This window comes from Acinetobacter qingfengensis, assembly GCF_008693185.1.
GTDB lineage: Bacteria > Pseudomonadota > Gammaproteobacteria > Pseudomonadales > Moraxellaceae > Acinetobacter > Acinetobacter qingfengensis.
Window position 1 is genome coordinate 194,092 of record NZ_VXKN01000004.1, and the last position, 24,899, is coordinate 218,990.

At 41.0% G+C, this 24,899-nt stretch carries 26 protein-coding genes; 21 read left to right on the forward strand and 5 right to left on the reverse strand.

All coding sequences use genetic code 11. The features are described from left to right. Positions 1-8 precede the first annotated feature (8 nt). Together F4V57_RS07255 and F4V57_RS07260 are read right to left on the reverse strand one after the other, a co-directional pair. Positions 9-884 carry a LysR family transcriptional regulator gene (locus F4V57_RS07255; RefSeq protein ID WP_070070463.1) on the reverse strand — a complete coding sequence of 292 codons (876 nt, stop codon included), beginning with the start codon at positions 882-884 and terminating at the stop codon, positions 9-11. 130 nt (positions 885-1,014) lie between these two features. Next, complete coding sequence (locus F4V57_RS07260) at positions 1,015-2,031, reverse strand: CorA family divalent cation transporter (RefSeq protein WP_070070462.1); 1,017 nt, start codon at positions 2,029-2,031, stop codon at positions 1,015-1,017. A 158-nt stretch (positions 2,032-2,189) separates the two neighbouring features. On the opposite strand from F4V57_RS07260, the gene F4V57_RS07265 reads away from it, so the two are divergent. Continuing rightward, complete coding sequence (locus F4V57_RS07265; protein ID WP_070070461.1) at positions 2,190-2,771, forward strand: LOG family protein; 582 nt, start codon at positions 2,190-2,192, stop codon at positions 2,769-2,771. After that, positions 2,758-3,189, forward strand: coding sequence for an NUDIX hydrolase (locus tag F4V57_RS07270; protein WP_070070460.1), 432 nt, complete (start codon positions 2,758-2,760; stop codon positions 3,187-3,189). The genes F4V57_RS07265 and F4V57_RS07270 overlap by 14 nt, the downstream gene beginning before the upstream one ends. Here F4V57_RS07270 and F4V57_RS07275 read toward each other — a convergent pair. From F4V57_RS07275 to plsB, 3 genes are all read right to left on the reverse strand, one after another. After that, on the reverse strand, positions 3,160-3,774 hold the full coding sequence (locus F4V57_RS07275; protein WP_070070459.1) for a ComF family protein: 615 nt from the start codon (positions 3,772-3,774) through the stop codon (positions 3,160-3,162). The two genes, F4V57_RS07270 and F4V57_RS07275, sit on opposite strands and share 30 nt — an antisense overlap. Further along, the gene (recG, locus tag F4V57_RS07280) at positions 3,761-5,809 is read right to left on the reverse strand and encodes an ATP-dependent DNA helicase RecG (RefSeq protein WP_070070458.1); all 2,049 of its coding nucleotides are present in this window, start codon (positions 5,807-5,809) and stop codon (positions 3,761-3,763) included. Before recG ends, F4V57_RS07275 begins: the two co-directional genes overlap by 14 nt. 196 nt (positions 5,810-6,005) lie before the next feature. Next, positions 6,006-8,576 carry a glycerol-3-phosphate 1-O-acyltransferase PlsB gene (plsB, locus tag F4V57_RS07285; RefSeq protein WP_070070457.1) on the reverse strand — a complete coding sequence of 857 codons (2,571 nt, stop codon included), beginning with the start codon at positions 8,574-8,576 and terminating at the stop codon, positions 6,006-6,008. Positions 8,577-9,010: 434 nt separating this feature from the next. On the opposite strand from plsB, the gene F4V57_RS07290 reads away from it, so the two are divergent. The 19 genes from F4V57_RS07290 (at position 9,011) to F4V57_RS07380 (ending at position 24,878) form a co-directional block, all read left to right on the forward strand. After that, complete coding sequence (locus F4V57_RS07290; protein WP_070070456.1) at positions 9,011-9,355, forward strand: hotdog family protein; 345 nt, start codon at positions 9,011-9,013, stop codon at positions 9,353-9,355. A 13-nt stretch (positions 9,356-9,368) separates the two neighbouring features. Beyond that, positions 9,369-9,830: an ApeP family dehydratase gene (locus F4V57_RS07295; RefSeq protein WP_070070455.1), complete on the forward strand. Its 462-nt coding sequence runs from the start codon at positions 9,369-9,371 to the stop codon at positions 9,828-9,830. A gap of 241 nt (positions 9,831-10,071) precedes the next feature. Beyond that, entirely contained in the window at positions 10,072-10,722 is a 651-nt protein-coding gene (locus F4V57_RS07300; protein WP_070070454.1) for a beta-ketoacyl synthase chain length factor, read from the forward strand. Next, positions 10,716-11,498 (forward strand): lysophospholipid acyltransferase family protein, encoded by a 783-nt coding sequence (locus F4V57_RS07305; RefSeq protein WP_141729268.1) that lies wholly within the window; start codon positions 10,716-10,718, stop codon positions 11,496-11,498. Before F4V57_RS07300 ends, F4V57_RS07305 begins: the two co-directional genes overlap by 7 nt. Beyond that, positions 11,495-11,752, forward strand: a complete 258-nt coding sequence (locus tag F4V57_RS07310) for a phosphopantetheine-binding protein (RefSeq protein WP_070070452.1) — start codon at positions 11,495-11,497, stop codon at positions 11,750-11,752. Before F4V57_RS07305 ends, F4V57_RS07310 begins: the two co-directional genes overlap by 4 nt. Positions 11,753-11,797: 45 nt before the next feature. Next, positions 11,798-12,049 carry an acyl carrier protein gene (locus tag F4V57_RS07315; protein WP_070070451.1) on the forward strand — a complete coding sequence of 84 codons (252 nt, stop codon included), beginning with the start codon at positions 11,798-11,800 and terminating at the stop codon, positions 12,047-12,049. Positions 12,050-12,090: 41 nt separating this feature from the next. Beyond that, positions 12,091-12,612 carry a COG4648 family protein gene (locus F4V57_RS07320; protein WP_406564529.1) on the forward strand — a complete coding sequence of 174 codons (522 nt, stop codon included), beginning with the start codon at positions 12,091-12,093 and terminating at the stop codon, positions 12,610-12,612. Then, on the forward strand, positions 12,609-14,270 hold the full coding sequence (locus F4V57_RS07325; protein WP_070070449.1) for an AMP-binding protein: 1,662 nt from the start codon (positions 12,609-12,611) through the stop codon (positions 14,268-14,270). Before F4V57_RS07320 ends, F4V57_RS07325 begins: the two co-directional genes overlap by 4 nt. Continuing rightward, positions 14,267-14,998 (forward strand): glycosyltransferase family 2 protein, encoded by a 732-nt coding sequence (locus F4V57_RS07330; RefSeq protein WP_070070448.1) that lies wholly within the window; start codon positions 14,267-14,269, stop codon positions 14,996-14,998. The genes F4V57_RS07325 and F4V57_RS07330 overlap by 4 nt, the downstream gene beginning before the upstream one ends. Positions 14,999-15,010: 12 nt before the next feature. Further along, positions 15,011-15,943: an LpxL/LpxP family acyltransferase gene (locus tag F4V57_RS07335; RefSeq protein WP_070070447.1), complete on the forward strand. Its 933-nt coding sequence runs from the start codon at positions 15,011-15,013 to the stop codon at positions 15,941-15,943. 8 nt (positions 15,944-15,951) lie between these two features. Next, positions 15,952-16,392 carry an acyl-CoA thioesterase gene (locus F4V57_RS07340; protein ID WP_070070446.1) on the forward strand — a complete coding sequence of 147 codons (441 nt, stop codon included), beginning with the start codon at positions 15,952-15,954 and terminating at the stop codon, positions 16,390-16,392. After that, positions 16,385-17,059, forward strand: coding sequence for a LolA family protein (locus F4V57_RS07345; RefSeq protein ID WP_070070445.1), 675 nt, complete (start codon positions 16,385-16,387; stop codon positions 17,057-17,059). Before F4V57_RS07340 ends, F4V57_RS07345 begins: the two co-directional genes overlap by 8 nt. Beyond that, positions 17,034-19,355, forward strand: coding sequence for an MMPL family transporter (locus tag F4V57_RS07350; protein WP_070070444.1), 2,322 nt, complete (start codon positions 17,034-17,036; stop codon positions 19,353-19,355). The genes F4V57_RS07345 and F4V57_RS07350 overlap by 26 nt, the downstream gene beginning before the upstream one ends. Positions 19,356-19,402: 47 nt before the next feature. After that, positions 19,403-20,671 (forward strand): NAD(P)/FAD-dependent oxidoreductase, encoded by a 1,269-nt coding sequence (locus F4V57_RS07355; protein ID WP_070070443.1) that lies wholly within the window; start codon positions 19,403-19,405, stop codon positions 20,669-20,671. Positions 20,672-20,695: 24 nt separating this feature from the next. Next, positions 20,696-21,283, forward strand: coding sequence for a DUF3261 domain-containing protein (locus F4V57_RS07360; protein ID WP_070070442.1), 588 nt, complete (start codon positions 20,696-20,698; stop codon positions 21,281-21,283). Positions 21,284-21,320: 37 nt separating this feature from the next. Beyond that, positions 21,321-22,493 carry a beta-ketoacyl-ACP synthase gene (locus F4V57_RS07365; protein WP_070070441.1) on the forward strand — a complete coding sequence of 391 codons (1,173 nt, stop codon included), beginning with the start codon at positions 21,321-21,323 and terminating at the stop codon, positions 22,491-22,493. Further along, entirely contained in the window at positions 22,493-22,930 is a 438-nt protein-coding gene (locus tag F4V57_RS07370; protein ID WP_070070440.1) for an ApeP family dehydratase, read from the forward strand. The genes F4V57_RS07365 and F4V57_RS07370 overlap by 1 nt, the downstream gene beginning before the upstream one ends. Beyond that, positions 22,930-23,655 carry a 3-ketoacyl-ACP reductase FabG2 gene (locus F4V57_RS07375; RefSeq protein ID WP_070070439.1) on the forward strand — a complete coding sequence of 242 codons (726 nt, stop codon included), beginning with the start codon at positions 22,930-22,932 and terminating at the stop codon, positions 23,653-23,655. Before F4V57_RS07370 ends, F4V57_RS07375 begins: the two co-directional genes overlap by 1 nt. Next, positions 23,655-24,878 (forward strand): beta-ketoacyl-ACP synthase, encoded by a 1,224-nt coding sequence (locus F4V57_RS07380; protein ID WP_070070438.1) that lies wholly within the window; start codon positions 23,655-23,657, stop codon positions 24,876-24,878. The genes F4V57_RS07375 and F4V57_RS07380 overlap by 1 nt, the downstream gene beginning before the upstream one ends. Positions 24,879-24,899 lie beyond the last annotated feature (21 nt).

A 24,899-nucleotide genomic window follows, 5' to 3' on the forward strand; every position in this document is an offset into this window, starting at 1 on the left:
TCTATTTTTCATACTGTTGTGTCGGAATGTAAAATCATTTGCATCAAAGTTTGCATGGCTTTGGATTGACTACGTTCCGGATGCCAGACCATACCCAGCTGACGCTGCAAATGAATATCTAGCTGCAAGACCTGCAAATCCTGATTAATCAAAGTTTGTGGTAATACTGACCAGCCTAAGCCGATGGAAACCAGCATACGAATCGATTCCAAAGGGTTGGTTGTCATGGAAATTTGTGGTTTAAGGTGATGCTTTTCAAATTCTGCAAGCGTAATTTGACTGGTGTAGGTATGAGCTGCAGGCAACAAACTGGGAAAACGAGTTAAATCCTGTAATTGCAATTGTTTTTGTTGTGCAAGAGGGTGAAATGGTGCAGCAACGAAAATCAGGGGATCTTGCCATAAGGGTTGATAATGTAATCGTGGATCATTCTGCGGTGGCAAGGTTAAAAATGCCAGTTCGATATCGCCAGCCAATACTAGCTGGTGCGCACGTTCGGAGTCGACAAATTGAATATCCAATTCAACTTGTGGATAGTGTTGTGCAAAGGGTTTTAAATATTTAGGCAGATGATGCAAACCAATATGATGGCTGGTGCCAATTTTTAATTTACCCTGAATATTTTGTTGGGCTTGACTGGCATCACGTTGAATATCTTCCAGCTCATATAGCCATTGTTTGATTCTGGGTAAAATTTGATGTGCAGTTTGGTTCGGTTGAATACCGCGACCCACCGCTTCAAATAGCTTTATGCCCAAATAATCCTCAAGGCTATGAATACGTTTAGTCACGGCAGGTTGTGTCACAAATAATTTTTCTGCAGCAATGGAAATTGAACCTGTTTCCATTACTTTGATAAATGCTTCAAATGTAGCAATATTCATCTTGTCACACACATTCGCCATAAAACAATATCTTAGCCTTGTTTGGGTAAGGTCGGCAATGCTGAATTAAATTTGTGTCGGGGGGATTGGCATTGTTGCAGCCCGACACGGAGAAGGTATGTAACAGGGATTAAATCCATTTTTTCCAGCGGAAATAAATGGTAGGCAAGACAAATGACAGTACAATTAACACAGAAACCGTAATGAAACTCAAAGTACCATGTGCAAAAGGTAGTTCATCAGTATTCATGCCATAAACGCTGGCAATAAGCATGGGAGGGGCTAACATGCTTGGTAGAATCGAGAATCGCCGGATTGTATCGTTTTGTTCTGTGTTAATAAATCCTGAAGTGGTATCAAGCAGGAAGCGAACTTTCTGGAACAGGAATGCATTGTGCTCGATTAAAGAGCGGACATCTTCACTGAGTTCGCGAATATCGGCATCATAAATGTGGCTACCCAACGCCCGTGGCCTTGCAAGAAAGGTCAAAACACGACGTAAGTCAATTAAACATAATTGTGCTTTTCCGAGCATGTCTTCCTGATGTGCCAGACGGGTAATCATGTCATCAAGATCAAGAATTTGTTCCCGATGATGATTATTCAGAACTTCTGTGGAATAGCGTTCCAGATCTTTGTGGATATCTTCAAGGATATCCGCAAGTTCATCCAGTTTGGCTTCCAGTAAACTCAGCAAAATCCAGACAGGATCCTTGTAATCCATGTCATAGTCATTACGGCGGGCACGGGCACGAAATGCACGAAACGCAACCAGTTTTTCACCACGCATGGTGATCAGTCGTTCTTTGGTCAGGATGAATGCGACAGTTTGTACTGTTGCTGCCAGTCTATTTTCAAAATCTTCGGTTTCATCATCTACATGAAAATTTTTATTTTTGGTCAAAAAATAGGTGCTGATATGTAGCACACCATCATCATCACGATAAAAACGGGCTGAAGATGAGATATCTTCCAGAGATTTAAGTGTAGGAAGATTTTGTTCATAGGCATCAAGTACCCATTGCTGTTCTTCCTGTGTTGGCGCAATTAAATCAATCCATACCAGATCAGGATGGAGATCGAAGCTACCGTTAATAGTGGCATCTTCTAAACTACCGCGCTCAGTGGCATAAAAGGCTTCTAGCATATCTATCTTCCTTGCGCGATGGTGAAAGGGAAAAAATCACTGCATATTTTAGACAAGCTTATGACTAAAAAGCACGAACTAAAAATTTTTTTTCTGAAAAAGATAATCTGCTTATAATGCAGCAGTGTGAACATTCAATGACTTGTAGTAGAAATTTTATGAAAGCAATTGCAATATTTTGTGGTTCCGCCACAGGAACAGATCCGATTTTTTTACAAAGTGCGCAACATGTAGGCGAAATTCTCGCTAAAAATAATCTCAGCTTGGTCTACGGTGGTGGTAAGGTTGGTTTGATGGGTGCTGTGGCAGACAGTGTTCTGGCACATGGTGGACGTGCAATCGGTGTGATGCCTCGTGCTTTGGTTGACCGTGAAATTGCACATACAGGTTTAAGCGAATTATATGTTGTGGAAAATATGCATCAGCGCAAAATGCAAATGTCTGAATTAGCAGATGGATTTATTGCTTTACCGGGTGGTGCTGGAACATTGGAAGAAATTTACGAACAATGGACTTGGGCACAATTGGGTATCCACGAAAAACCTTGCGCTTTTTTAAATATTAATGCTTATTACCAACCGTTATTGGACATGGTACAGCTAATGGTAGACAAGGGATTCACTCAGCCACGCTATGCCGAAATGCTAATCCAATCTGACAATATTGCAGACATTTTGACTGCATTTAAACATTATCGTGCGCCTCAGGCCAAATGGACCAATGCCAATGTCAAACCCTAATCAGCCTGTTATTGAAGTTGCGTCAGCCATTATTCTCAATGCAAAAGGAGAATTACTTCTGGTACGCAAGCACAATACCTTTGCATTTATGCAGGTCGGTGGCAAGTTGGAAATGGGTGAAACTCCTGAACAGGCTTTACAGCGAGAAGTATTGGAAGAAATTGGTTGTCAGATCAAAACACTACAATTTATTGCAGTGTATAAAACACAAGCTGCCAATGAAGCCAATCATGCTTTGATTAGCCATACTTTTTATGTAGAGTTGGATGGTATCGCAACCGTACATGCAGAGCTTGCAGAAATGTGTTGGGTGAATATAGCATCGGCTCAGCAATTGCCTTTGGCACCCTTAACCCGTGATTTTATTCTTCCATGGGTGCAACATAATTTAACATTGCTGGGCATCACACAGGCATAAGGCCTGCACATGGGTACAGCCCAATTGCTGTAATTGCTCCTTGAGTTTGCCAAGGCTTGCACCTGTGGTAATCACATCATCAAGCATTAATACATGTTTGTACTTTGCCTGTGTTTTCAGTGCATAAAATTGTTGTTCAAGGTTATGTAAGCGATCCAGACGATCCAATCCGCGCTGACTATGGCGACTTAGACGAGCAATGGGTTGCCAGATGGGAATCTGCCATTGTCTGGCAAGTTGTTGTGCTAGCAATATACTTTGATTAAACCCACGTTGAATAAGTTTTTCTGTTGCCAGAGGCATGGGAACGATGGCCTGTATTCGAGGTTTTTCAATTGTACTTAGCGCAGCAGTTAGAAATGGTAAATAATGTAAAGCAGCCTGATCCTTAAAACGTTGCAAAATATGATCAAGTGGATAGACATAAGGAAAAATAACCTGACACTCTAGCGCATGACGAGTCACGATTTGTTTTTTCCAAGGCAAATCTTGCCAACATAATCCACATAACTGATATTGTTGTGCCGGATTCTGTCCACAGAGTAGACAGGGTTGTAAGCGATGAATAAGCTTAAACAAAGGCATAACGGGGGGCTTCCGGTAACCAGCGTTGCATCAATGCCTCTGCTTTATCTGGATGTTGTTGCAAGATACGCTGTGCCACCTGATGTGCTTTTTCCAGTAGATAGTCATCCCGTTGTAGGTTGGCGACTTTAAATGACAATTCACCAGTTTGTTTGGTACCTAAGACATCTCCCGGGCCACGTAACTCCAGATCCCGTTCTGCAATCACAAAACCATCATTGGTTTGTCTGAGAATATCCAGTCGAGCCTGTCCATTGTGTGATAAAGGAGATTTATATAACAGCACACAAAAGCTTTGTTGAGAACCACGTCCAACTCGACCACGTAACTGATGTAACTGGGACAAACCCAAACGTTCCGCATTTTCAATGACCATGATCGAAGCATTGGGCACATCTACTCCGACTTCGATAACTGTAGTTGCAATTAGCAGTTGAAGCTTATTCTGTTTAAATTCCTGCATCACTGCTTGTTTTTCTTCGGCTTTAAGTTTGCCGTGTGCTAATCCTAGTTTTAAATCTGGAAACTTTTGTTTAATTTCGGCATAAATTGCTTCTGCTGCCTGTGCATCCAGTGTTTCGGATTGTTCTACCAATGTACAGACCCAATACGCTTGTTTACCTTGCATACAATTGTCATAAATTCGCTGTAAAACCTGTTCTCGCTTATCAAGTGGCATGGCAACAGTTTGAATTGGTGTACGGCCGGGGGGAAGTTCATCAATGATAGACGTGTCTAAATCACCATAAGCACTCATGGCCAATGTACGTGGAATTGGCGTTGCTGTCATCACCAACTGATGTGGTGTATGTCCGTGATGTCCTTTATCCCGTAAGGCAAGCCGTTGATCGACGCCAAAACGATGTTGTTCATCAATAATGACCAATCCCAAACGTTGAAATTTTACTTGATCCTGAAATAGTGCATGTGTACCGATTACAACTTGTGCGCTGCCTGTAGCGATTTGTTCCAGTGCTTTATTTTTTTCTCTGGTTCTAAGTTTGGAGGCCAAAAATACAACATCCAGTCCAAGCGGTACAAACCATTTGGCAAAATTAATAAAATGCTGTTCGGCAAGAATTTCGGTTGGTGCCATAATCGCGACTTGCCAGCCATCTTCAAGTACATGCGTGGCTGCCATGGCTGCAACCAGTGTTTTCCCTGCACCAACATCGCCTTGTACTAATCTGAGCATGGGTTTATTTTTTTGTAGATCCTGTAAAATTTCCTGTGTTACACGCTGCTGTGCCTGTGTAGGGGAAAAGGGTAGTTGTTGTAATAAATGTGCTAAAAAAGTTTGACTAGGCTTAATCGGTACAGCCTGAATCTGCTGAATGTAAAGACGTCGTTGCAATAAACTGATTTGATGAGTCACTAATTCCTCGAAGATCAGGCGTTGCTGTGCGGGGTGACGTGCTTCACGTAATTGCTGAATATGACTGTTTAACGGTGGATGATGGATAAACTTCAATGCATCTTTAAGTGCATAGTGTTTGGCAATTCCTTCCGGCATATATTCAAATAAATCATCACTATGCTGTTTTAAACAGAGATCAATAATCTGACGTAGCTTTGACTGTTTTAAACCATCAGTTGTTGGATAAATGGGAGTGAGTTCTGATTTTGGCAGGGGATGATGATCGGTAACGGGTGTAATCTCCGGATGATACATTTCCATGCCTCTTGCACCCAGACGCACTTCTCCAAAGACCCGAACCTGCTTGCCAACACTGAGTTGTTCAGTTAATGCCTTATAAATATGGTAAAAGCGCAGGGTAATTTTACCACTTGCATCCTGTAATAGGACAGCCATGGATTTACGTTTTCCAGGTGGGAAATCTACAGATTTGACTTCACCCTGTAATAAAACGGTTCGACCAACCTGTAAACCCTGCATATCAATAATAGTACTGCGATCCTCATAATCACGAGGTAAATGAAACAGTAAATCATGAGAATTGAATAAATTAAGCTTTTCCAATTGCTGTGCAACTGTTGCCGTTACACCGGTAATTTGCCGAATTGGAATAGCCATGAGTTCAAATCCTCGTTATTGTGCATGCCATCTGATCACATGAAAATCTATGCTGTTGCGAGTATGATTTTATTGATGGTTTGAAAGCGTTAAAAATCAACTGCGTTGAACATTCTCAGAATGCTATCCTTTTTAACCAGATACAAATAAAAATACCAGCATCTTTTGATGCTGGCATGTTTTATTTTTAATAGAATTATTTTTTTCGGGCTTTTGCCTTGCGTATACGTGATTTTTGCCGTGCTACAGCGTCTAAAGCCTGTTTTAATTCTTCATCATTGAATTTGGTAATTTGCGCCAGCATTTGTAAAGTATCCTCATCCAGTACTAATGGTGCATCCTTGGCAATAGCACTTAAACGTTCATCAAATTCGATTAATCCGCTTTCATTGGTTTGGATATAGCCTTGCTGCGTTAGTACTTTAATAAAGCTTTGGAATAGGCCTTTATCAAAGAATTCTGGCGAATTAAATTCATAAAGAACGGATAAGCGCTGTCCAAGTAGCTGGCTAAGATCTTCCACTTGGCGAGCAGAAATTTGCCCACTACCACGTTGGGCAATCAGTGCCAGTGTCATAAAGTAGCGTTCCAAACTTTGGCGTACCGGTGTAGCTAATATCAATAATTGTCTATGTTGTTCGCTATTAGGTGCAGGGCTGTACAGACCTTGATCATCATCAAGTAACAGATTTTGCTGACTCAAGACCTCACAATATTGATCAATAATTTGATCCAGTTCTTGTGTTTGCCATTTTAAAAACAATTCTGCTTTTAGAAATGGATACAGCGCTTTAATGACATGGATTAATTCATCCCGTTGTAAACGCCCATTATGCTCAACGAGAGACGCAACCAGAGAAGGAAGAATAAACAGGTGTAAAATATTATTGCGGAAGTAGGTCAGTAAAACTGCCTGATTATCTTCAATGGCAATAATGTCGCCTAATGCATGTTTGATACGTTTAATTAATTTAAGTTTTAAGCCATAAGCAATGATTTCTTTACCAGATAATGCGGTTAATTGGGTGCGTTCATCATATGGCAGCAGTTTGCTAAGATTTTGATAGGCTTCAATCTGATGAATACAGGATTGTTCGTCTAATGTATGTTTATCGGTGGCGAGTAAAATAAGTGACAATAAGGACACCGGATTGATGACCGCAGCGCGGTTAATGTTTTCCATGATTTGATGTGCTGCCACAACAACCACATCGGAAACTTCATTGGGTAGTGCATCTTTATTAGACTGCAACAAAGGTTTGGTAACTTGCTGTTGTTTAAAGACATCATCTAAAAATACGGGTTCACCAAAATTTAAATGTACTTTACCAAAAATACGTTCAATTTTTCTTAGGGTTTTAAACAGCCCCCAGACGGATTCTGCTTCTTTCGGCTTACCTTGCATTTCACCAACATAAGTTGCACCCTCCATTAAGCGTTCATAACCAATATAGGTTGGGATAAATGCAATAGGTTTACTGCGACCACGCAAATGGCTATGAATGGTCATGGCAAGCATCCCCGTCTTGGGAGGTAACAAACGTCCGGTACGAGAGCGTCCACCTTCAATAAAATATTCCAGTGGTGTATTGCGGGAAACGATGCTGTATAGATATTCTTTAAAAACAGCAGTGTACAATTGTGCGCCATTAAAGGTACGGCGAATAAAAAAAGCACCACCACCGCGGAGCATCTGACCGACAAAAGGTAAATTCAGGTTGTCACCAGCCGCAATATACGGCACACGCAGACCACGTTTAAAAATCACATAAGACAGCAGTAAATAATCAATATGACTACGGTGGCAAGGCACATAAATAATTTCGTATTTATCGGCCAGATCACGCACGGTACTAAAATTATTTACCTCCACGCCATCGTAAAGTTGTGTCCATAATCGGGTGAGCATGGTTTCGGCAAAACGTACAGTCGAGTAAGAATAATCTGAAACAATTTCATTTAGATGGGCAATAGCCCGTTGTTCAGCCTGTTCAACACTGATCTTACTGCGAATAGTTTCTTGTAAAATGGCTTCCTGAACATCCCTGGACTTAATCAGGCTTTGCATGACATTACGCCGGTCGGAAAGATCTGGCCCCAGAATGGCTTCACGCTTGCTATCCAGACATTGATTCATGTGGCTGATGACATACGTGGCTGCAGATAAATTTGGAGTATGTTCCCGGGCATAAGTGATCAGTTCACGTAAGGATTGGCCTTGATGAAATTCAATAAATGTTTGTCGTCCATGCACGCCAATGTTCACCAATTGTTTAATTTTACTTGGTGTACTCCATGAGTCGGTGAACAAAAGTTTAAATAGGGAATCTTCTTTGTCTGGTTCACGTCCCCACAAAATAGTGACGGGAACCAGTTCAATATCTAATTCAGGATGCTGTTCAAGTGCTTCAATCAGGCGTAATAGACGTGGAGGAAATGTGGTGCTTGTACTGCTATGCAAAGATTGTTGCTGAGGTTGCTGCAAGAAAATCACAGCATTTTTTTCAGTTAAACTGGTGTGATGTAAAGGCTGTAAGGCACGAGGTAGTTTGAGTCGTTCAGTTTCATTATCCAGCAAAATAGCATTGCTGCGGGAATAGTTTTGCAGTACATATACCGTAAGACGGTTAGAAACCTGATCAACAGCGTTTAATTGTACTACTGGTGTGTTGGAGGGTGCTTCTCCCAGTAATTTGGGTTTAACCATCAAATCAAGCAATTTACTTGATAAGCGATGTGAAAGTTTGGAAAAACCTGATTGATCCACCAGAAGCTCCTCGTTGTTCAAGAGAATTTTTTATTGCTGTAACGATATGGCATTGTTAGCCAATATCATCAGGCATGGTATTTTAAGCTAAAAAAACCTGTAGAAGTATATAAAAAAATAAGCAGTCGCATGTATTAATTATTTTGGCGAGATATTTTGTCTTATTAAAAACACATCAATGACTCAGTATGATGAAGATCATCACCAGATCTGATCTGAACACTTTTATATGTGGATTGGATCTAAAATATTTAAAAATTGTTACATTTAATGGCAATGAAATGGTGTTTTTAGACAATCTAGGCAAAATTGGAATGTGTTGAATTGCCATTGTTGCCATGATGATTGCGCTTTAACCTTTACGGTTTACGAATGTTCACCGCAGTGAGTACTTTGTAACGAAATGATATTCTCCATTAGAAGGTCAGCAGTATATGACAGCGTTTATTCCTACGACAGAGTGCTTACAACAGGATGAGCATGCATTGTCGCTCAAAGCGCATGTAGGAGCGGAGCTTTTAGCATTTAAAGGGCATTTCCCTGAATGTGCAGTTTTCCCTGGTGTGGCGCAAATTGCTATTGTGCGTCAGGCAGTTGCGCAATATTTTGCCAGTCTTGGGGAAATTCAGCGTATTGAACAATTACGCTTCCAGAATTTTATTTTACCTGATCAAGATGTATTTATTCAGCTTGAGCAGAATGCAGAAACGGTTCAGTTTAAATTGACCAATAGCCAGCAAGCAGTGGTTGCAAGCGGCCGTATCATTTTTAAAAATTAATCAGGATCAGTTCATGCAATTGTCAGATTTACCTAGAAATGCCGATTATTTTATTCCACACCGTGCTCCAATGTTATTGGTGGATGAATGGGTGGAAATGAAAGACAATGGCTGTGTGGCAAAAGTTAAAATTCATCCTGACATGCCATTTATTGAAGATGCGGGTTTGCCAAGCTGGGTCGGTATTGAAATTATGGCACAGACTATTGCCATTTATGCAGGTATACAGCAGCGTTTAAAAGGTGAACAACCAAAACTTGGCTTTTTGCTGGGTTCAAAAAAGTTTGAGATGGCACAAACGCATTTTGCGATTGATGAAGAATTAATGATCGAAATTAAATTACAATTCTTAAATCGTCATCAAATTGGCATGTTTGACTGTCATATTGATACCGTACAAGGGCGTTCAGAAGCAACGATTCTGGTTGCACAGCCAGAAGATGTTTCCAGCGTATTGCCCATAAAGCAGTGCTGATTTAAACAGAGTTTCTCAAAATTACCGCTCTGAATAATGATTATAGAGCGGTATTGGTTCATGTATATAGATTGTCTAATTCAAAGTGAATTGATTTTTAGTGTATTTTCATTTTAATAAAAAATTTTGATGGGATTTCTCTCTACAGTTATAATACATCAAATTTTTAAGCTGGGCTTTAATAGGGTTTCGTTTTGGTAGACCTTTGTATTGGAGCTTTTTTATTGCATGGGTTTTTGCAATGTTTCAATGTCGTATTCATCACATGCATTACTGCGATCACAACAGTGATTTACAGTCCATACAAGCTATTCCGGCTATGCAGCGGCGCAGATTATCCGGTTTAGCAAAACTTGCACTGCATGCTGCTCAACTGGCAAAACAACAATATAATCAACCAATTGACTATATTGTGTGGAGTTCACATTATGGTGATGAAAAAAACACCTTGAATATTTTGATGGACATTGCAGAAAATCAATCGCCTTCACCAACACAGTTTTCTACTTCGGTGCATAATGCCATTGCAGGCTTATATTCCATTTTATTTCAAGATCCAACACCATCTACCAGCATGAGTAGTGCTGCACATCACAGTTGGCAGGATGCCTTATTCGAAGCATACGCTTATCTGAAATCCAATCATCAGCAATCCGCATTATTGATTTATTATGATGAGCCTTTACCACAAGTCTACAATCAGGATTACGCAGTGGTGTCACAGGCGTATGCCATTGCAACGGTAATTTCTTTAGTGCAACCCAATCTACTGTTACAACCTGCCGATCAGATTACGGATCATCAAGTTGAATCGGTACAGGCGTTTTATCAATTCTGGCAAGGACAGGCAATGAACTGGCAACATCAGGGCTGGATATATCAAAAATGTTAAAACAAAAAGTAAATTATGCGTGGCGTATGGCTGCGACTGGGCTGAGTTTTAGTACCTTTGGTGTAGGCGGTGTCATTATTGGCAGTATCATTGCTCCGATTGTAAAGTGTGTCAGTAAGGATGCTGATCGTCAGCAACAACTAACACAAAGAACCATTAAATATAGTTTTAAGGGTTTTGTGGAAATGATGTGTAAACTTGGCATCATGAGTTATGACGTTCAGGGGCTGGAAAAGCTGCAACACAGTCAGGGTGAGTTAATTATTGCCAATCATCCGACATTAATTGATGTGGTTATGCTAATTGCCTTTTTACCGCAGGCCAATTGTGTGGTGAAACAGTCATTATGGTCAAATCCTTTTACTAAAGGGCCGGTCAGAAGTGCAGGCTATATTTTAAATTTGGGATCCCAGACATTTATTGAAGCTTGTGTGGAAAAATTTCGACATAAAGACGCGGCTTCACTGGTTATTTTTCCGGAAGGAACTCGAACGGAAAAACAGCAACAATTAAATCCTTTTCAACGAGGTGCGGCAAATATTGCCTTGCGTGCAGATGTGGCCATTCGACCGGTTGTGATTCGTTGTACACCGTCAACGCTCACCAAGAATGAAAAATGGTATCATATTCCGGATCGTCCGTTTCATATTGAGATGCGGGTACTCGATTCCATGCAGGTAAGTGACATTATGGCTTGTCGTGACGTCAATCCAAAAAATGTCCGTAAATTAAATGCGTGGTTATACGATTTTTTTGATAAAGAGCTTTCTAAATGAGCAATTTGGTAGATGAGTTAAAGCAGATGATCATTGATGTACTGGTACTAGAGGATCTCAGTATTCAGGATATTGATGCGAATGCACCATTATTTGGGGATGGTCTTGGTTTGGATTCTATTGATGCATTGGAGTTGGGTGTAGCACTTAAAAAACGCTACAACATTCAATTGAATGCGGAATCTGATGAAACCCGACAACATTTTCAGTCCGTCAACAGTTTAGTGGCATTAGTTCAATCACAACAAGCCTGAATTTAGTGGCTTTGGGATTCGTTCAGTTTTTTTAGTGAGAGTTACATGGTTAGCCAAGAGCAAATTTTACAACAGCTACGTCAATGGATGGAGGAGTTGTTTGAAATTGAACCGGAAAAAGTGCAGTTAAATGCACATCTTTATAATGATCTGGATATCGATAGCATTGATGCAGTTGATTTGATTGTAAAAATTCGGGCATTAACAGGAAAGCCAATCAAGCCGGAAGATTTTAAATCAGTACGTACAGTTGCAGATGTTGTTGATGCAATTGATAAAATGCAACACGCCCAGTGACATGAATGCGTAAGCCAGTTTTTGTTTTTTTGACCCTATGTATGTTGATTTATCCTTTTGCTGTGGCATGGGCTTTATCACAAGGGCAATGGTTATGGCTAAGTGCAGGATTAATGCTGGTGGCATTGTTACGTTATTTTTTAAATCCTGATACTTTGTTTGCACCCTTAACTTTATTGGCATTATTCTGTGGTGGTCTGAGCCTTTTGCTCAAGGATTCATTTTGGTTAAAATTTTATCCGGTATTGATGAGTCTGGGATCATTTGTAATTTTTGCCATGACTTTAAAATATCCACCTTCCATGATTGAACGGTTTGCCAGATTACATCAGGATGATTTTCCTGAGTCTGCTCGGCAATGGACTAAGCGAGTTACACAGGTCTGGTGTGGTTTTTTTATAATAAATGCTTTGATTGCCTTGGTTACAGTTTTGTTTGCTTCTAACCAGATTTGGGCGGTGTATAATGGATTTATTTCCTATCTTTTGATGGGTGTTTTGTTACTTGGGGAATGGGTGTTGCGTAAACGTCATCAAGCCAGACACATGGCCGATTTATCATGATCAGTCAACTGGTCAAAAATTTTCACTCACAAAAACCCTTGATCATTGATGATCAGGGACAGATTGTTTTTGCAGATTTCTGGCAAAGGGTTACCGAGCAATATGTTTATTTAAAACAGCAGCCAGAGCATCGATTTGCGCTTTGGAGTGATGATAGTTATGCGTTTTTAAGCTGGTTATGGGCAGCGATACTTGCCGATAAATCTTTGGTTTTGCCACCTCATCGTATTTCACAATTAGAGCAGGATTTTGCCGAACAAGGTATTATTTTTATTGATGATCACTGTGTCGTCGATACTGTGGCACAGCGTATTGATCATCTGGATATTAACTGGCAACAACAACTCGACAAAGCGCAACTGATTTTCTTTACTTCCGGTTCAACTGGACAGCCCAAGCATATTCCTCGATCCATGCGCCAATTACTGACAGAAGTGGCAACACTGACACAGTATTTTTCGTTCCAGACGGCAATAACCATGTTGGCCAGCGTTAGTCATCAACATATTTATGGCATCTTGTTTAAAGTGTTATTGCCATTATGGGCGGGGCAGTCATTTTATCGCTATCAACTGCTTTATCCTGAACATATTGTGCAGGTACAACAGCGACTTTGTACCTTGGGACAGCAGCATTATTTGATTGCCAGCCCAGCTTTACTTAAACGTTGTGTTGGTACATTTGATTTTGAGTTGAGTTCGTTGATTTTATCTTCCGGTGGTCAATTGGATCGTGGAATTCGTGCGTATTATCCACAACCTATTGTAGAAATTTTGGGTAGCTCAGAAACTGGTGGAATTGCCATACGCCGTCAAGATGATGATGTGTGGCAACCAATGTTGGATGTTGATGTTCGTGTTGATGACAGTCAGCAATTATGGGTTAAAACTGCACATGCTTTTAGTCCAGACTGGATTGCAACAGGAGATCTGGCCAAATTTAATGGTAAGTCCTTGCAGTTATTAGGACGTAGTGACCGTATTGTTAAACTAGAAGAAAAAAGAATCAGTCTGGATCAAATTGAACAAACAGTATTACGTTTGTCACAAATAGCGCAATGTCATGTAACGCTAACCAAACATCAGCAGCGGGATTTTGTTTCGATTGTGATTGTGCTACATGCACAACAACGACATTTGCTCTGTACTCAGGGTAAAAAAGCCATGATTGAACAATTAAAGTCACAATTACAGGGGCAACTGGAATCGATTGCCATGCCGCGATTATGGCGTTTTGTTGAGGAAATTTCCCGTAATACACAGGCAAAAATCAGTAAACAGTGGATTGAGCAGTTATTTCAGCCTTTGTATTACCCCGTCATTCATCAGCAGCAACTGGCACAGGATCAGGCAGATTATCGACTGGAATTTATTGCAGAAATGGCTTGCTTTAAAGGTCATTTTAAAGATTTTCCGGTATATCCTGGTGTTGCACAATTGGGCTTGATGATTCATTTTTCCCGCCAAAACTGGACAGATTTACAAGATTGTCTGGGATATGAGCAACTAAAATTTCAGGGGTTGATTCGCCCTTATGATGTATTAGACTTGCATTTGCAACGGGATGGTCACAAAATTAACTTTAACCTACATAATCAACAGCAGCAGCGTGTTGCTGGTGGGCGTATATTATTTCAGCTTGCAGGTGATCATGAATGAATGCTTGTTTTATTTTGCCTGTTTATAATCATCCCCATTATTTGCATCGGCTACTTGCACAGTTACAATCTTATGCTTTACCAGTTATTTTGATCGATGATGGCAGTGAGCAAAGTTGTAAACAGGTGATCGCCGAGCTTGAGCAAACCTATTCAATCACTGTATTAACGCATCGTCAGAATATGGGTAAAGGTCAAGCTGTGATGACGGGCCTCATTTACGCAAATCAGCAAGGATTGAGTCATGCTTTGCAGCTTGATGTGGATGGGCAGCATGATTGGTCGGATATTGATAAATTTTTATCCGCAGCAGCACAATCACCACAAGCCATGATTGTTGGTCAACCAATTTTTGATCAAAGTGTTCCCAAAAAACGTTTGTATGGACGTTATGCAACACATGTCTGGGTATGGATTAATTCGCTTTCCTTACAAATCAAAGACAGTATGTGCGGTTTTCGGGTTTATCCGGTTGCCATGACTTGCCAAATGTTTGAGCGTTATCATTTGACACCACGTATGGGTTTTGACAGTGAAATTCTGGTTTACCTCAGCTGGCATGGGGTTACTTTTATTAATATTGCAACGCAGGTGGTGTATCCCAAAGATGGTATTTCTCATTTTGATGTGTGGCAGGATAATCTGGCATTGAGCAAAATGCATGGCAAACTGTTCTTGGGGATGCTAAAACGTGCCCCCCGGCTGATTCAGCGTAATTTTCTGGATTAATTTGGATTATTTATGTCGCAGCGCTGGGATGGACAACAGGAAAAAGGTAGTTTCTTACTGTTAAGATTGACGTTGTGGTTATATCGCTGCTTAGGGCGTCGCATATTTATGCTGATTCTTAGCGTAATTATCTGGTGGTACTGGTTGTTCGCACGGCAGGCACGACAATTTTCATGTGAATATTTACAGCATTTACATCAATATGCCGGATCTCAATCCCCATTTCCAGCTTTACCCAATGAATGGCACAGTTACCAACATTTAAAACAATTTGGTATGAGTATTCTGGATAAAATGACTGCATGGCTAGGTATTATTCCAGAACAGGAATTGCAGCTTTTTGGGCATGAGCATTTGCAGCAGTATTATGGCAAAGGCGCGATTATTCTGGTGTCACATTTTGGCAATATTGAATTATTGCGTGCAGTCAAATCTGAGCATGTACAAATGGTCAATGTGTTGGTTTATCGCAAACATGCTGAGCAATTTAATGCATTTTTGAGGAGTATCAATCCTAAAGCGGGTGTAAGGTTGATTTCTGTGGATGATATTGGTGTAGATACTGCATTGTTACTACAGCAACGACTGGATGCCGGAGAGTGGATTATTGTGGCTGCCGACCGTATTCCCATCAATTCACAGCGTCAGCAAAATGTCTGCTTTTTGGGGCAGCAGTCGATGTGGCCTGAAGGTGCATGGTTACTGGCGCATGTATTGAATGCTCCGGTATTGGCAGTGTTTTGTTATCGTTATCAGCAGCAATGGCAGGTACATATTCATTCAATCAGTCAGAATTTGCAATTGTCACGTCATAACCGTACCGGGCAATTACAGAATTATATGCAGCAATATGTACAATTGGTTGAACAGCACTGTTTGCGTGCGCCATATCAATGGTTTAATTTTTATGATTTTTGGCAGCAAACGCCAGTACAAAACAGGTAAATAATAACATGCGTGCAGAAGTTGAAATTGATATTCCATTTCATGATGTAGACAGTATGGATGTGGTCTGGCATGGACATTATTTAAAATATTTTGAGGTTGCGCGTTGTCAGTTACTGGATCAGTTTGGTTATAACTATCAACAGATGAAAGCTTCAGGTTATGCCTGGCCGATCATTGAGAGTTACGTTCGTTATGCGCATGGCATTGTATTTGCGCAGCGTATTAAAGTTGTTGCTATTTTAAAAGAATGGGAAAATCGTCTGAAAATTGATTATCAGATTTATGATTTGCAAACCCGGAAACGCTTAACCAGAGGTTATACCACACAGGTTGCTGTAGACATGACAACACGGGAGTTATGTTATGTTTCACCAGCAATTTTGTTGGAAAAACTACAACAATGGCCAGCATTTCAGGATACATCGGGGCAAGTCACACATGATTAAAGACAACAAAAAAATCCGTGCTATGTTAAGGGTAGGTCTATTTAGTTTGATCACTTTCTGTGCCTGTACGCCGATAAGTGGCATGGCTGCAAGTACAGCAGAGTTACAGCAGGCACAGCGTGTATTTACACAACTTGCCAGTCAGTCTATGGTGCGTGCAAACTTTATACAGCAGAAACAAATTGCAAGTGTAAATAAAATTTTTAAATCGACTGGACAAGTGGTTTTTGCCAAAAATGTCGGGGTATTGTGGAACATTCAATCTCCTGTTCAAGCAGATTTGATCATGACTGAGTATGCATTAGTACAGAAAACCGCCAATACCCAAAATAAAATTACACTGGATAAAAGTCAGTATGCGGCTGTTGCCAATGTATTTTTACAGTTGATGTCGGGAAATCAAAAAACTTTGCTGCAAAATTTTGATTTACAATCTGTACAGATGGGTCAAGGTGCGATGGCAACATGGCAAATCCGTTTGACGCCCAAATCTGCCATGCTCAAAAAACTTTTTCAGCAAGTTGAAGCATCCGGTGGGCAATATGTGCAACGTATTGTGATTCATGAAAAAAGCAATAGCATCACCACGATTCAATTTAATCAACAGCGCAATCAACCTCAACAATTAAGTAGCTCAGAAAATGCGTTGTTCCAATTGGCAAAATAAGGCTTCGTGGATATGGTTAATGGTGATTACCGTAGTCACCATAATCATGGCTGTGATGTGGTGGCAAAAAAATATTCATATTCAGAGTAATATCTTTAAATTATTGCCTGAAATTAGTGAAAATCAGGCGGTTTTAAATAGTTATGCCCGAGTCAATGCACAGTTGAATAATCAAGTCTTTGTCATGCTGCAAAGTACAGATGAACAGCAATTGAATCGGGCAATCCAGCAATTTGTAAAGACGGCGCAACAGTCTAATTTATGGCAACCCATCAAAAGTAATACATCACTTGAACACTTTACCCGACAATTATTTCAGTATCGAACAGGATTACTGAGCCAACAATCTAGACAATTATTACAAGAACAGCACTATCAGGCTGTTCTGGATCAAAGCATGCTGCAATTGCTCAGTCCGATTATGCCTTTGTCTGCCCAGATGTTAAAACAAGATCCATTGTTGTTGTTTCCACAATTTTTAATGGAAAAATCACAAACAGGTAATGCCGAGATTACGCTGGAACAAGGTTGGGCAACTGTACATCAGGTGCAAGACAATGGAACAGAAAAAATTTTCCGTCTAGTGGTGTTACAAACCTTGCAAAGTCCATATCACGTAGATTATCAGGAAAAAACATCGCAGTGGTTTACACAGGTTACGCAACAATTTCAGCAGCAAAATATTGCGTTAAGCTGGACAGGCACACTGGCATTTGCCAGTTATGGCACCCAGTCAGCGCAACAGGAAATTTCTACTATTGGTCTGGGGTCAAGTCTGGGGCTGGTGTTATTGGTTTTATTTGGATTTCGTTCATTACGACCTTTATTGACGGAATTTATCGCAGTTTCAACCGGATCATTGATGGCATTTGCAGTGACACACTGGATTTTTGGTGAAATTCACTTGATGACGCTGGTGTTTGGTGCCAGTTTAATTGGGGTATGTGTTGATTTCTCTTTTTATTTCATGGCCATGCAATCGCAATATCGAAATAAAAATGGTTTTGCTATTTTAACGCCATTATTGCCCAGTCTGTTTATGGGATTGATGACCACGATTATTGCGTATCTTTTTTTATCCTTTACACCCTTTCCTGCATTTCGGCAGATCTCGGTATTTTCCATGGTCGGATTATTGGCAGCATGGATTACCAGTATCTTGTTATTACCACGTTTGCCGGCATTAAATGCCGAGCCTGCGTTAAAGCGCATGCATTTTTTAGGGCAATTGCGTAATCAGATTGTACCGTATGCCAAACGGCGTTATTTGATGATAGGTTTGGTGATTGTAATCAGTGCTATTGGTTTATCACAACTGAAATTTAATGATGATATTCACAATTTACAGAGTGTTGATGCCGGGCTAAAGCATAACGATCAGCAGATTCGACAATTATTTACCCAAAGTCAGGACAATGATTATTTTATTGTGTCAGCCTCTAGTGCCGCATTGACTGAACAGGCGGAAGCTCGGTTGCTTACACAGCTCCAGAGTTTGCAGCAGCAAGGCCAATTGGGACAGTTTCAAGCCGCAGGTCAGTGGTTTAATACAGTGATTCAGCATCAAAATATCAAATTATTGCAAAGCATTCCTCAGTCCGATTTACTGCATTATGCACAGACAATGGATTTAAATGTGAATGATGTGCTGAATTGGCAAAGTTCACTTGCTCAGGCGCCATTATTAACCTGGCAACAATTTAAGGCGCATCCATTGTCGCAACTGGTTTTATCCGAAACAGAGCGTGTTGTGTTATTGAATGGTATTCATGATCGTCAAGCTTTACAGGCCTTGCAAACATCGCAGGTACATTTTATTCAACCTGTGTATACCTTGTCAGAACAATTTAGCTTGCATCGTATTCAGGCACAGTGGTTATTGCTGGGTGCAATACTGAGTCTTGGTGTGATTTTGGGTGTGTTATATGGTAAGGCCTCGATATTACCATTGATGTTACCTGTGAGTTTGGCATTATGTCTGACTTTTGCCATTCAGGCTTTGCTTGGTGTGGAGCTAAATCTGTTTAGTATTATGGGTTGCTTTCTGATACTGGGAATTGGTGTCGATTATGCAATTTTTTATCGACATGCCAAACAACACAGCCATTTGGTGGCGATGGCATTGTTTCTGTGTATGATGTCAACCCTTTTAGGCTTTGGTCTGCTGGCACTAAGTCATACTTACGCGATTTTTTGTTTTGGCATTACCGTGTTATGTGGCGTAATTTTTTCTTTCGTGTTTGCAACCTGCCTGACCCAAACAGAAGATCCGCAGATTAACGATACGCAGCCATAAAATAGAGTTTCACTGGGTAGATAGAATAAAACAGGGGTAAAACCATTATGAAACAACAGACAGATGTATTAATTATTGGGGCTGGACCATCTGGAAGCTCGGCAGCATGCCTGCTTCGGCAAAAAGGTTATCAGGTTACGATTATCGAAAAACAGTATTTTCCAAGATTTTCTATTGGTGAGTCATTATTGCCGCAATCTATGGTTTTTTTACAGGAAGCTGGTTTATTAGATGCGGTTGCAGAGCATGCAAAACCTTGTCACTTTCAGTTTAAAAATGGTGCAGCTTTTCTGCGAGGTGAACAAACCAATTATTATGATTTCACGGAAAAATTTAGTGAGGGGCCCGGAACAACATGGCAGGTTCGACGGGCATTGTTTGACGAAATTCTTGCTAAAGGCGCACAGCAACAAGGGACAGATCTGCGTTTTGGTCACGAAGTGATCGCGGTAGATATTGCAGCAGATCAACCTTGTTTAACTGTTAAAAACCCAGAGGGTGAACAATATCAAATTCAGGCCAAATTTTTGCTTGATGCCAGTGGTTTTGGACGCATCTTACCTAAATTGCTGGATTTGGAATATCCTTCAGACTTTCCTGTGCGTCAGGCATTATTTACCCATATTGAAGATGGTATTCAGCAGCATCCGGCTTTTGATCGTAATAAAATTCTGATTACTGTACATGAAAAAGATCATCGGGCATGGTATTGGACCATTCCATTTGCGGATGGTCGTAGCTCTTTTGGGATTGTAGCCGAGCCTGAGTTTTTTCAGAAATATCATGTGGCTGATGCCAGTCAGAATGAAAATGATGTACTGATGAAACGAATTCTGGCAGATGATGCTGCATTATCCGATGTATTAAAACATGCAAAATTTGATACACCCGTACGTACATTGGTCGGGTATTCTGCCAATGTAAAACAATTATATGGGCGTCATTTTGCATTGTTGGGTAATGCCGGTGAATTCTTGGATCCGGTTTTTTCTTCGGGTGTCACCATTGCATTAAAATCATCAAGTATGGCTGTACCTTTAGTTGATCGTGTATTGCAGGGACAATCAGTCGATTGGCAACAGCAATATGAAACGCCTTTACGCCGAGGGATTCACGTATTTCGTGCTTATGTTGAGTCGTGGTATCAAGGGGAATTTCAGGATGTGGTATTCTCAGTTAATCAGAATGACGATGTGCGCCGTATGGTGAGTGCATTGTTGGCAGGCTATGCATGGGACGAGAGTAATCCAATGAACAATGAATCTAAACGCCGCTTGAAATCTCTGGCAGAGTTTTGTCGTTTGCAGACAGCTTAAAGTGCGAAGCAAAGGAAACGGGAAATGATGTCAAGATATTGTTACGTTATAGGATTAAGTATTTTAGTCGGTACATTGACTGGCTGTCAGATTCTGCCAAAAGCACAAGGTTTACCGAATAGGATGCAGCTTGAGCAACAACAGTTGTTATCTGAGCAGCAGGCTGAGATTCTTTGGCGTGATCAATCTTTTAGTTTTCTGTTGTATCAAAAACAGCAAAGCAATTATCTACAGGTACTTGCTTTGAGTATTTCTGGGCAAGTGCTGTTTGAGTTGCATTATGATGGTAAAAAGGTGCAGGTTATCCAGCGGATTCCTGAAATGAAATATTTGCCTTTTGATTTTTTGTTGCGGGATATCCTCTGGGCAACCTTGCCAGTACAACAAGTGCGACAAGATGTTGAACCATTAGGCTTGCAAGTGTTAGCACAGCAACATGATCAGCAGGATATACGGGAAATTCAACAACAATCACAGACCAAAATGCAAACAAAAACTCTGTTGCGGGTAATTCATCATATTCATCCGCAACAGGGTATTCAGATTGAAAATTTTGTGGTGCCATATCGTATGATTCTGACCCCTGCATCGGCCAGTTTTTTTGCAGAATAAATTGGGTAATGATAACCATGAATTTAGGAAGAGCAAGATGCAGGCAGTAGGTATTCAATGTAGTACGGCTTTGTCGGCACTGAACCAATCATTGCATTTACCTTTGTCACATTGGTTATGTGGTGATGAAAATCCTTTGACCTTGCGATCAGATTTTTTATCAAAGCCAGTCTGGGTTGGGGCTTATCCACACCCCTTAACTGTACAGATTCCGCAAACCATGCAGCATTATGCTTCCCGTAATCTGCAATTTGCGCTTGAAGCTTTACATCCGATGATGACGCCTTTGCAACAAATTACCGCAGGTGTTGCAAAACATCGTTTGGCAATTATTTTGGGTACTTCAACTTCAGGCATTGCCGATAATCAACAATTACTGGAACAACAATGGTCTGCACAACAAGCCATCCAACTGGATTATGCCAGACAGGGCATGAGTGCTTTGGCACAAGGTCTACAGCAATATTTGGGCTGGTATGGTGTAGCTTATAGTATTTCAACAGCATGTTCATCCAGTGCCAAAGCATTAGCTGCCGGACAGCGATTACTCAATAGTGATTTGGCAGATGTGGTGTTGGTTGGTGGTGTGGACACTTTGTGTAAATTGACCTTACAAGGGTTTAACAGTCTGGACAGTTTATCTGCGCAAGTTTGTCAGCCCTGTGGGGCGCAACGTGATGGTATTAATATTGGCGAGGCAGCAGCATTATTTGTTTTGACTCGGGATCGTGCGCCTGTATTGTTATGTGGCGCAGGTGAATCAATGGATGCTTGGCATATTTCTGCGCCGCATCCGCAAGGGCAAGGTGCAGAGCAGGCCATGCAAGCGGCATTGACAGCAGCACAGCTTGAGCCATCACAAATTGATTATGTTAATTTGCATGGTACAGCAACGATTCAAAACGATGCGATGGAAGCCAAAGCCATTTCCCGGGTATTTTCACATGCGGTCTGGGTCAGTAGTACCAAGCATAAAACCGGTCATTGTCTGGGTGCAGCAGGGGCGATAGAAGCTTATATTTGCCAGCAAATTTTACAGGACACACAGTCTTGGTTGCCTTGGCATCATCAAAGTGAACTGGATATGGCATTGGCACATTTAAATTACGTGCAGCCACAATCCCAAATTCAGCCTGTACACTATGCAATGAGTAATTCATTTGCATTTGGTGGCAGTAACATCAGTTTGATTTTTGCAAGAGGCATGTGATGAGTGAAAGTGCTTTACCTTATATTCCACATCAAGCACCAATGATTTTTATTGATGAGTTGCTGGAATGTGGCATCGACCATGCTGTTGCAAAATTAACGATTCATCCTGAGCTGATGTTTCTGGAACCACAAGGTTTACCGACATGGACCAGTATCGAGTTGATGGCACAGACCATCAGTTTGTATGCGGGTGTGCAGGGAAAGGCACAGGGGCAACCACCCAAGATTGGCTTTTTATTGGGAACACGTAAATTGCATTTACCTTTTCCTTATTTTCCATTGCACAGTGAGGTGCAAATTACAGTGCATAAAAATTATATGCATGACAATTTGGGGATGTTCCAGTGCGAAATTATTGCACAGGAGCAGACAATAACAGCAGTATTAAGTGTTTATGAACCAGACTCAACAGAGTCGGAGCGACAAGGGTTGTGATGAACAGAAGAATTTTAGTAACAGGCTCCAGTCGTGGCATTGGTAAGGCGATCGCTTTACAACTGGCACATGCCGGATTTGATATCACGGTGCATGCACGCTCACGAATTGAAGAAGCTCAAAGTATTGTGGAACAGATTCAGGCTATGGGGCGAAATAGCCATTATTTACAATTTGATGTGAATGACCGTGAAAAAATCAACACAATTCTAGAGCAGGATGTTGAGCAGCATGGGGCATTTTATGGCGTGATTTTAAATGCTGGATTAACTCGGGATGCTGCATTTCCTGCGTTGAGTGATGAGGATTGGGACAGTGTCATCAGTACCAGTCTGGATGGATTTTATAATGTACTAAAACCTCTGACCATGCCAATGATCCGTTTAAAACAAGGTGGACGGATTGTGACATTATCTTCGGTATCAGGCGTAATGGGTAATCGCGGTCAGGTCAATTACAGTGCTGCCAAGGCTGGTTTGATTGGCGCAAGCAAAGCATTGGCGCTGGAATTGGCAAAGCGTAAAATTACGGTCAATTGTGTTGCTCCTGGATTAATTGATACCGAAATGGTTACTGACGAAGTTCGTCAACATGCCTTGAATATGATTCCAATGCAGCGTATGGGTACAGTCGAAGAAGTAGCTGCTGTAGTGAAGTTTCTGTGCTCGGATGATGCAGCATATATCACCCGTCAGGTCATTTCAGTCAATGGAGGACTCATCTAATGAACCGTGTGGTTGTCACTGGTATGGCTGGAATCACTTCATTGGGTGAAACTACCCAACAGATTTTTCAAGCCATGAATCAGCAACAAAGTGGTGTACGTTATATGCCTGAGTGGGAGCAATATCCAGATTTAAATACCAAACTGGCTGCCCCAGTCACAGCGTTTAGTTTGCCAACACATTTTACCCGAAAAACCACACGTGGTATGGGGCGAGTTGCCTTACTTTCCGTGGTGGCAGCAGAACAGGCATTAGAGGATGCAGGATTAAGACAACATCCAGTTTTAACTTCAGGAAAGGCAGGCGTGGCCTTTGGTTCATCTTCAGGTAGTGTCGATGCCGTAATGGAAATGGGTGAATTTTTAATTCAACAAAGCAGTAAAAGAATTAATGCAACCACATATATCCGTATGATGTCGCATACCAGTGCAGTGAATATGACCGTCCATTTTGGACTACAGGGTTTAACACTGCCTACGTCCAGTGCCTGTACTTCAGGTTCAATGGCAATTGGTCAGGCCTATGAAGCAATTAAATATGGCAAACAAACTGTAATGCTGGCAGGTGGTGCAGAAGAACTCAGTGCCGCAGGGGCCGCCGTTTTCGATGTGTTATTTGCGACCAGTTGCAAGAATGCTACTCCACAACAAACGCCACAGCCGTTTGATCTTAATCGTGACGGATTGGTAATTGGTGAAGGTAGTGCCTGTTTGATTCTGGAAGACTATCAACATGCTCAGGCACGTGGCGCCAAGATTTATGCAGAAATTATTGGTTATGGTTCCAATACTGATGGGCAGCATGTAACTCGGCCTGAAAGTGAACAAATGGGAAAATGCATGCAGCTTGCACTTGATGATGCCGATATCTCAGCGCAACAGATCGATTATGTCAATGCGCATGGTACAGCAACCGAACAAGGCGATATTGCAGAAACACAGGCGACAGCAAGTATATTGGGTATAAAACCCATCAGTTCATTAAAAAGTTATTTTGGCCATACATTGGGTGCATGTGGTGCAATTGAAGCATGGTTAAGTATCGCCATGATGAATCATAATCAGTTTGTTCCAACCTTAAATTTGCAGCAAATAGATGAACGCTGTGGAAATCTGGATTATATTACTGGAGAATCGCGGAGCATCTGTGCGAACTATGTCATGAGTAATAATTTTGCTTTTGGCGGGATTAATACATCTTTAATCTTTAAGAAAATAAACTAACACCTAAGTTTGGGGGAAAAT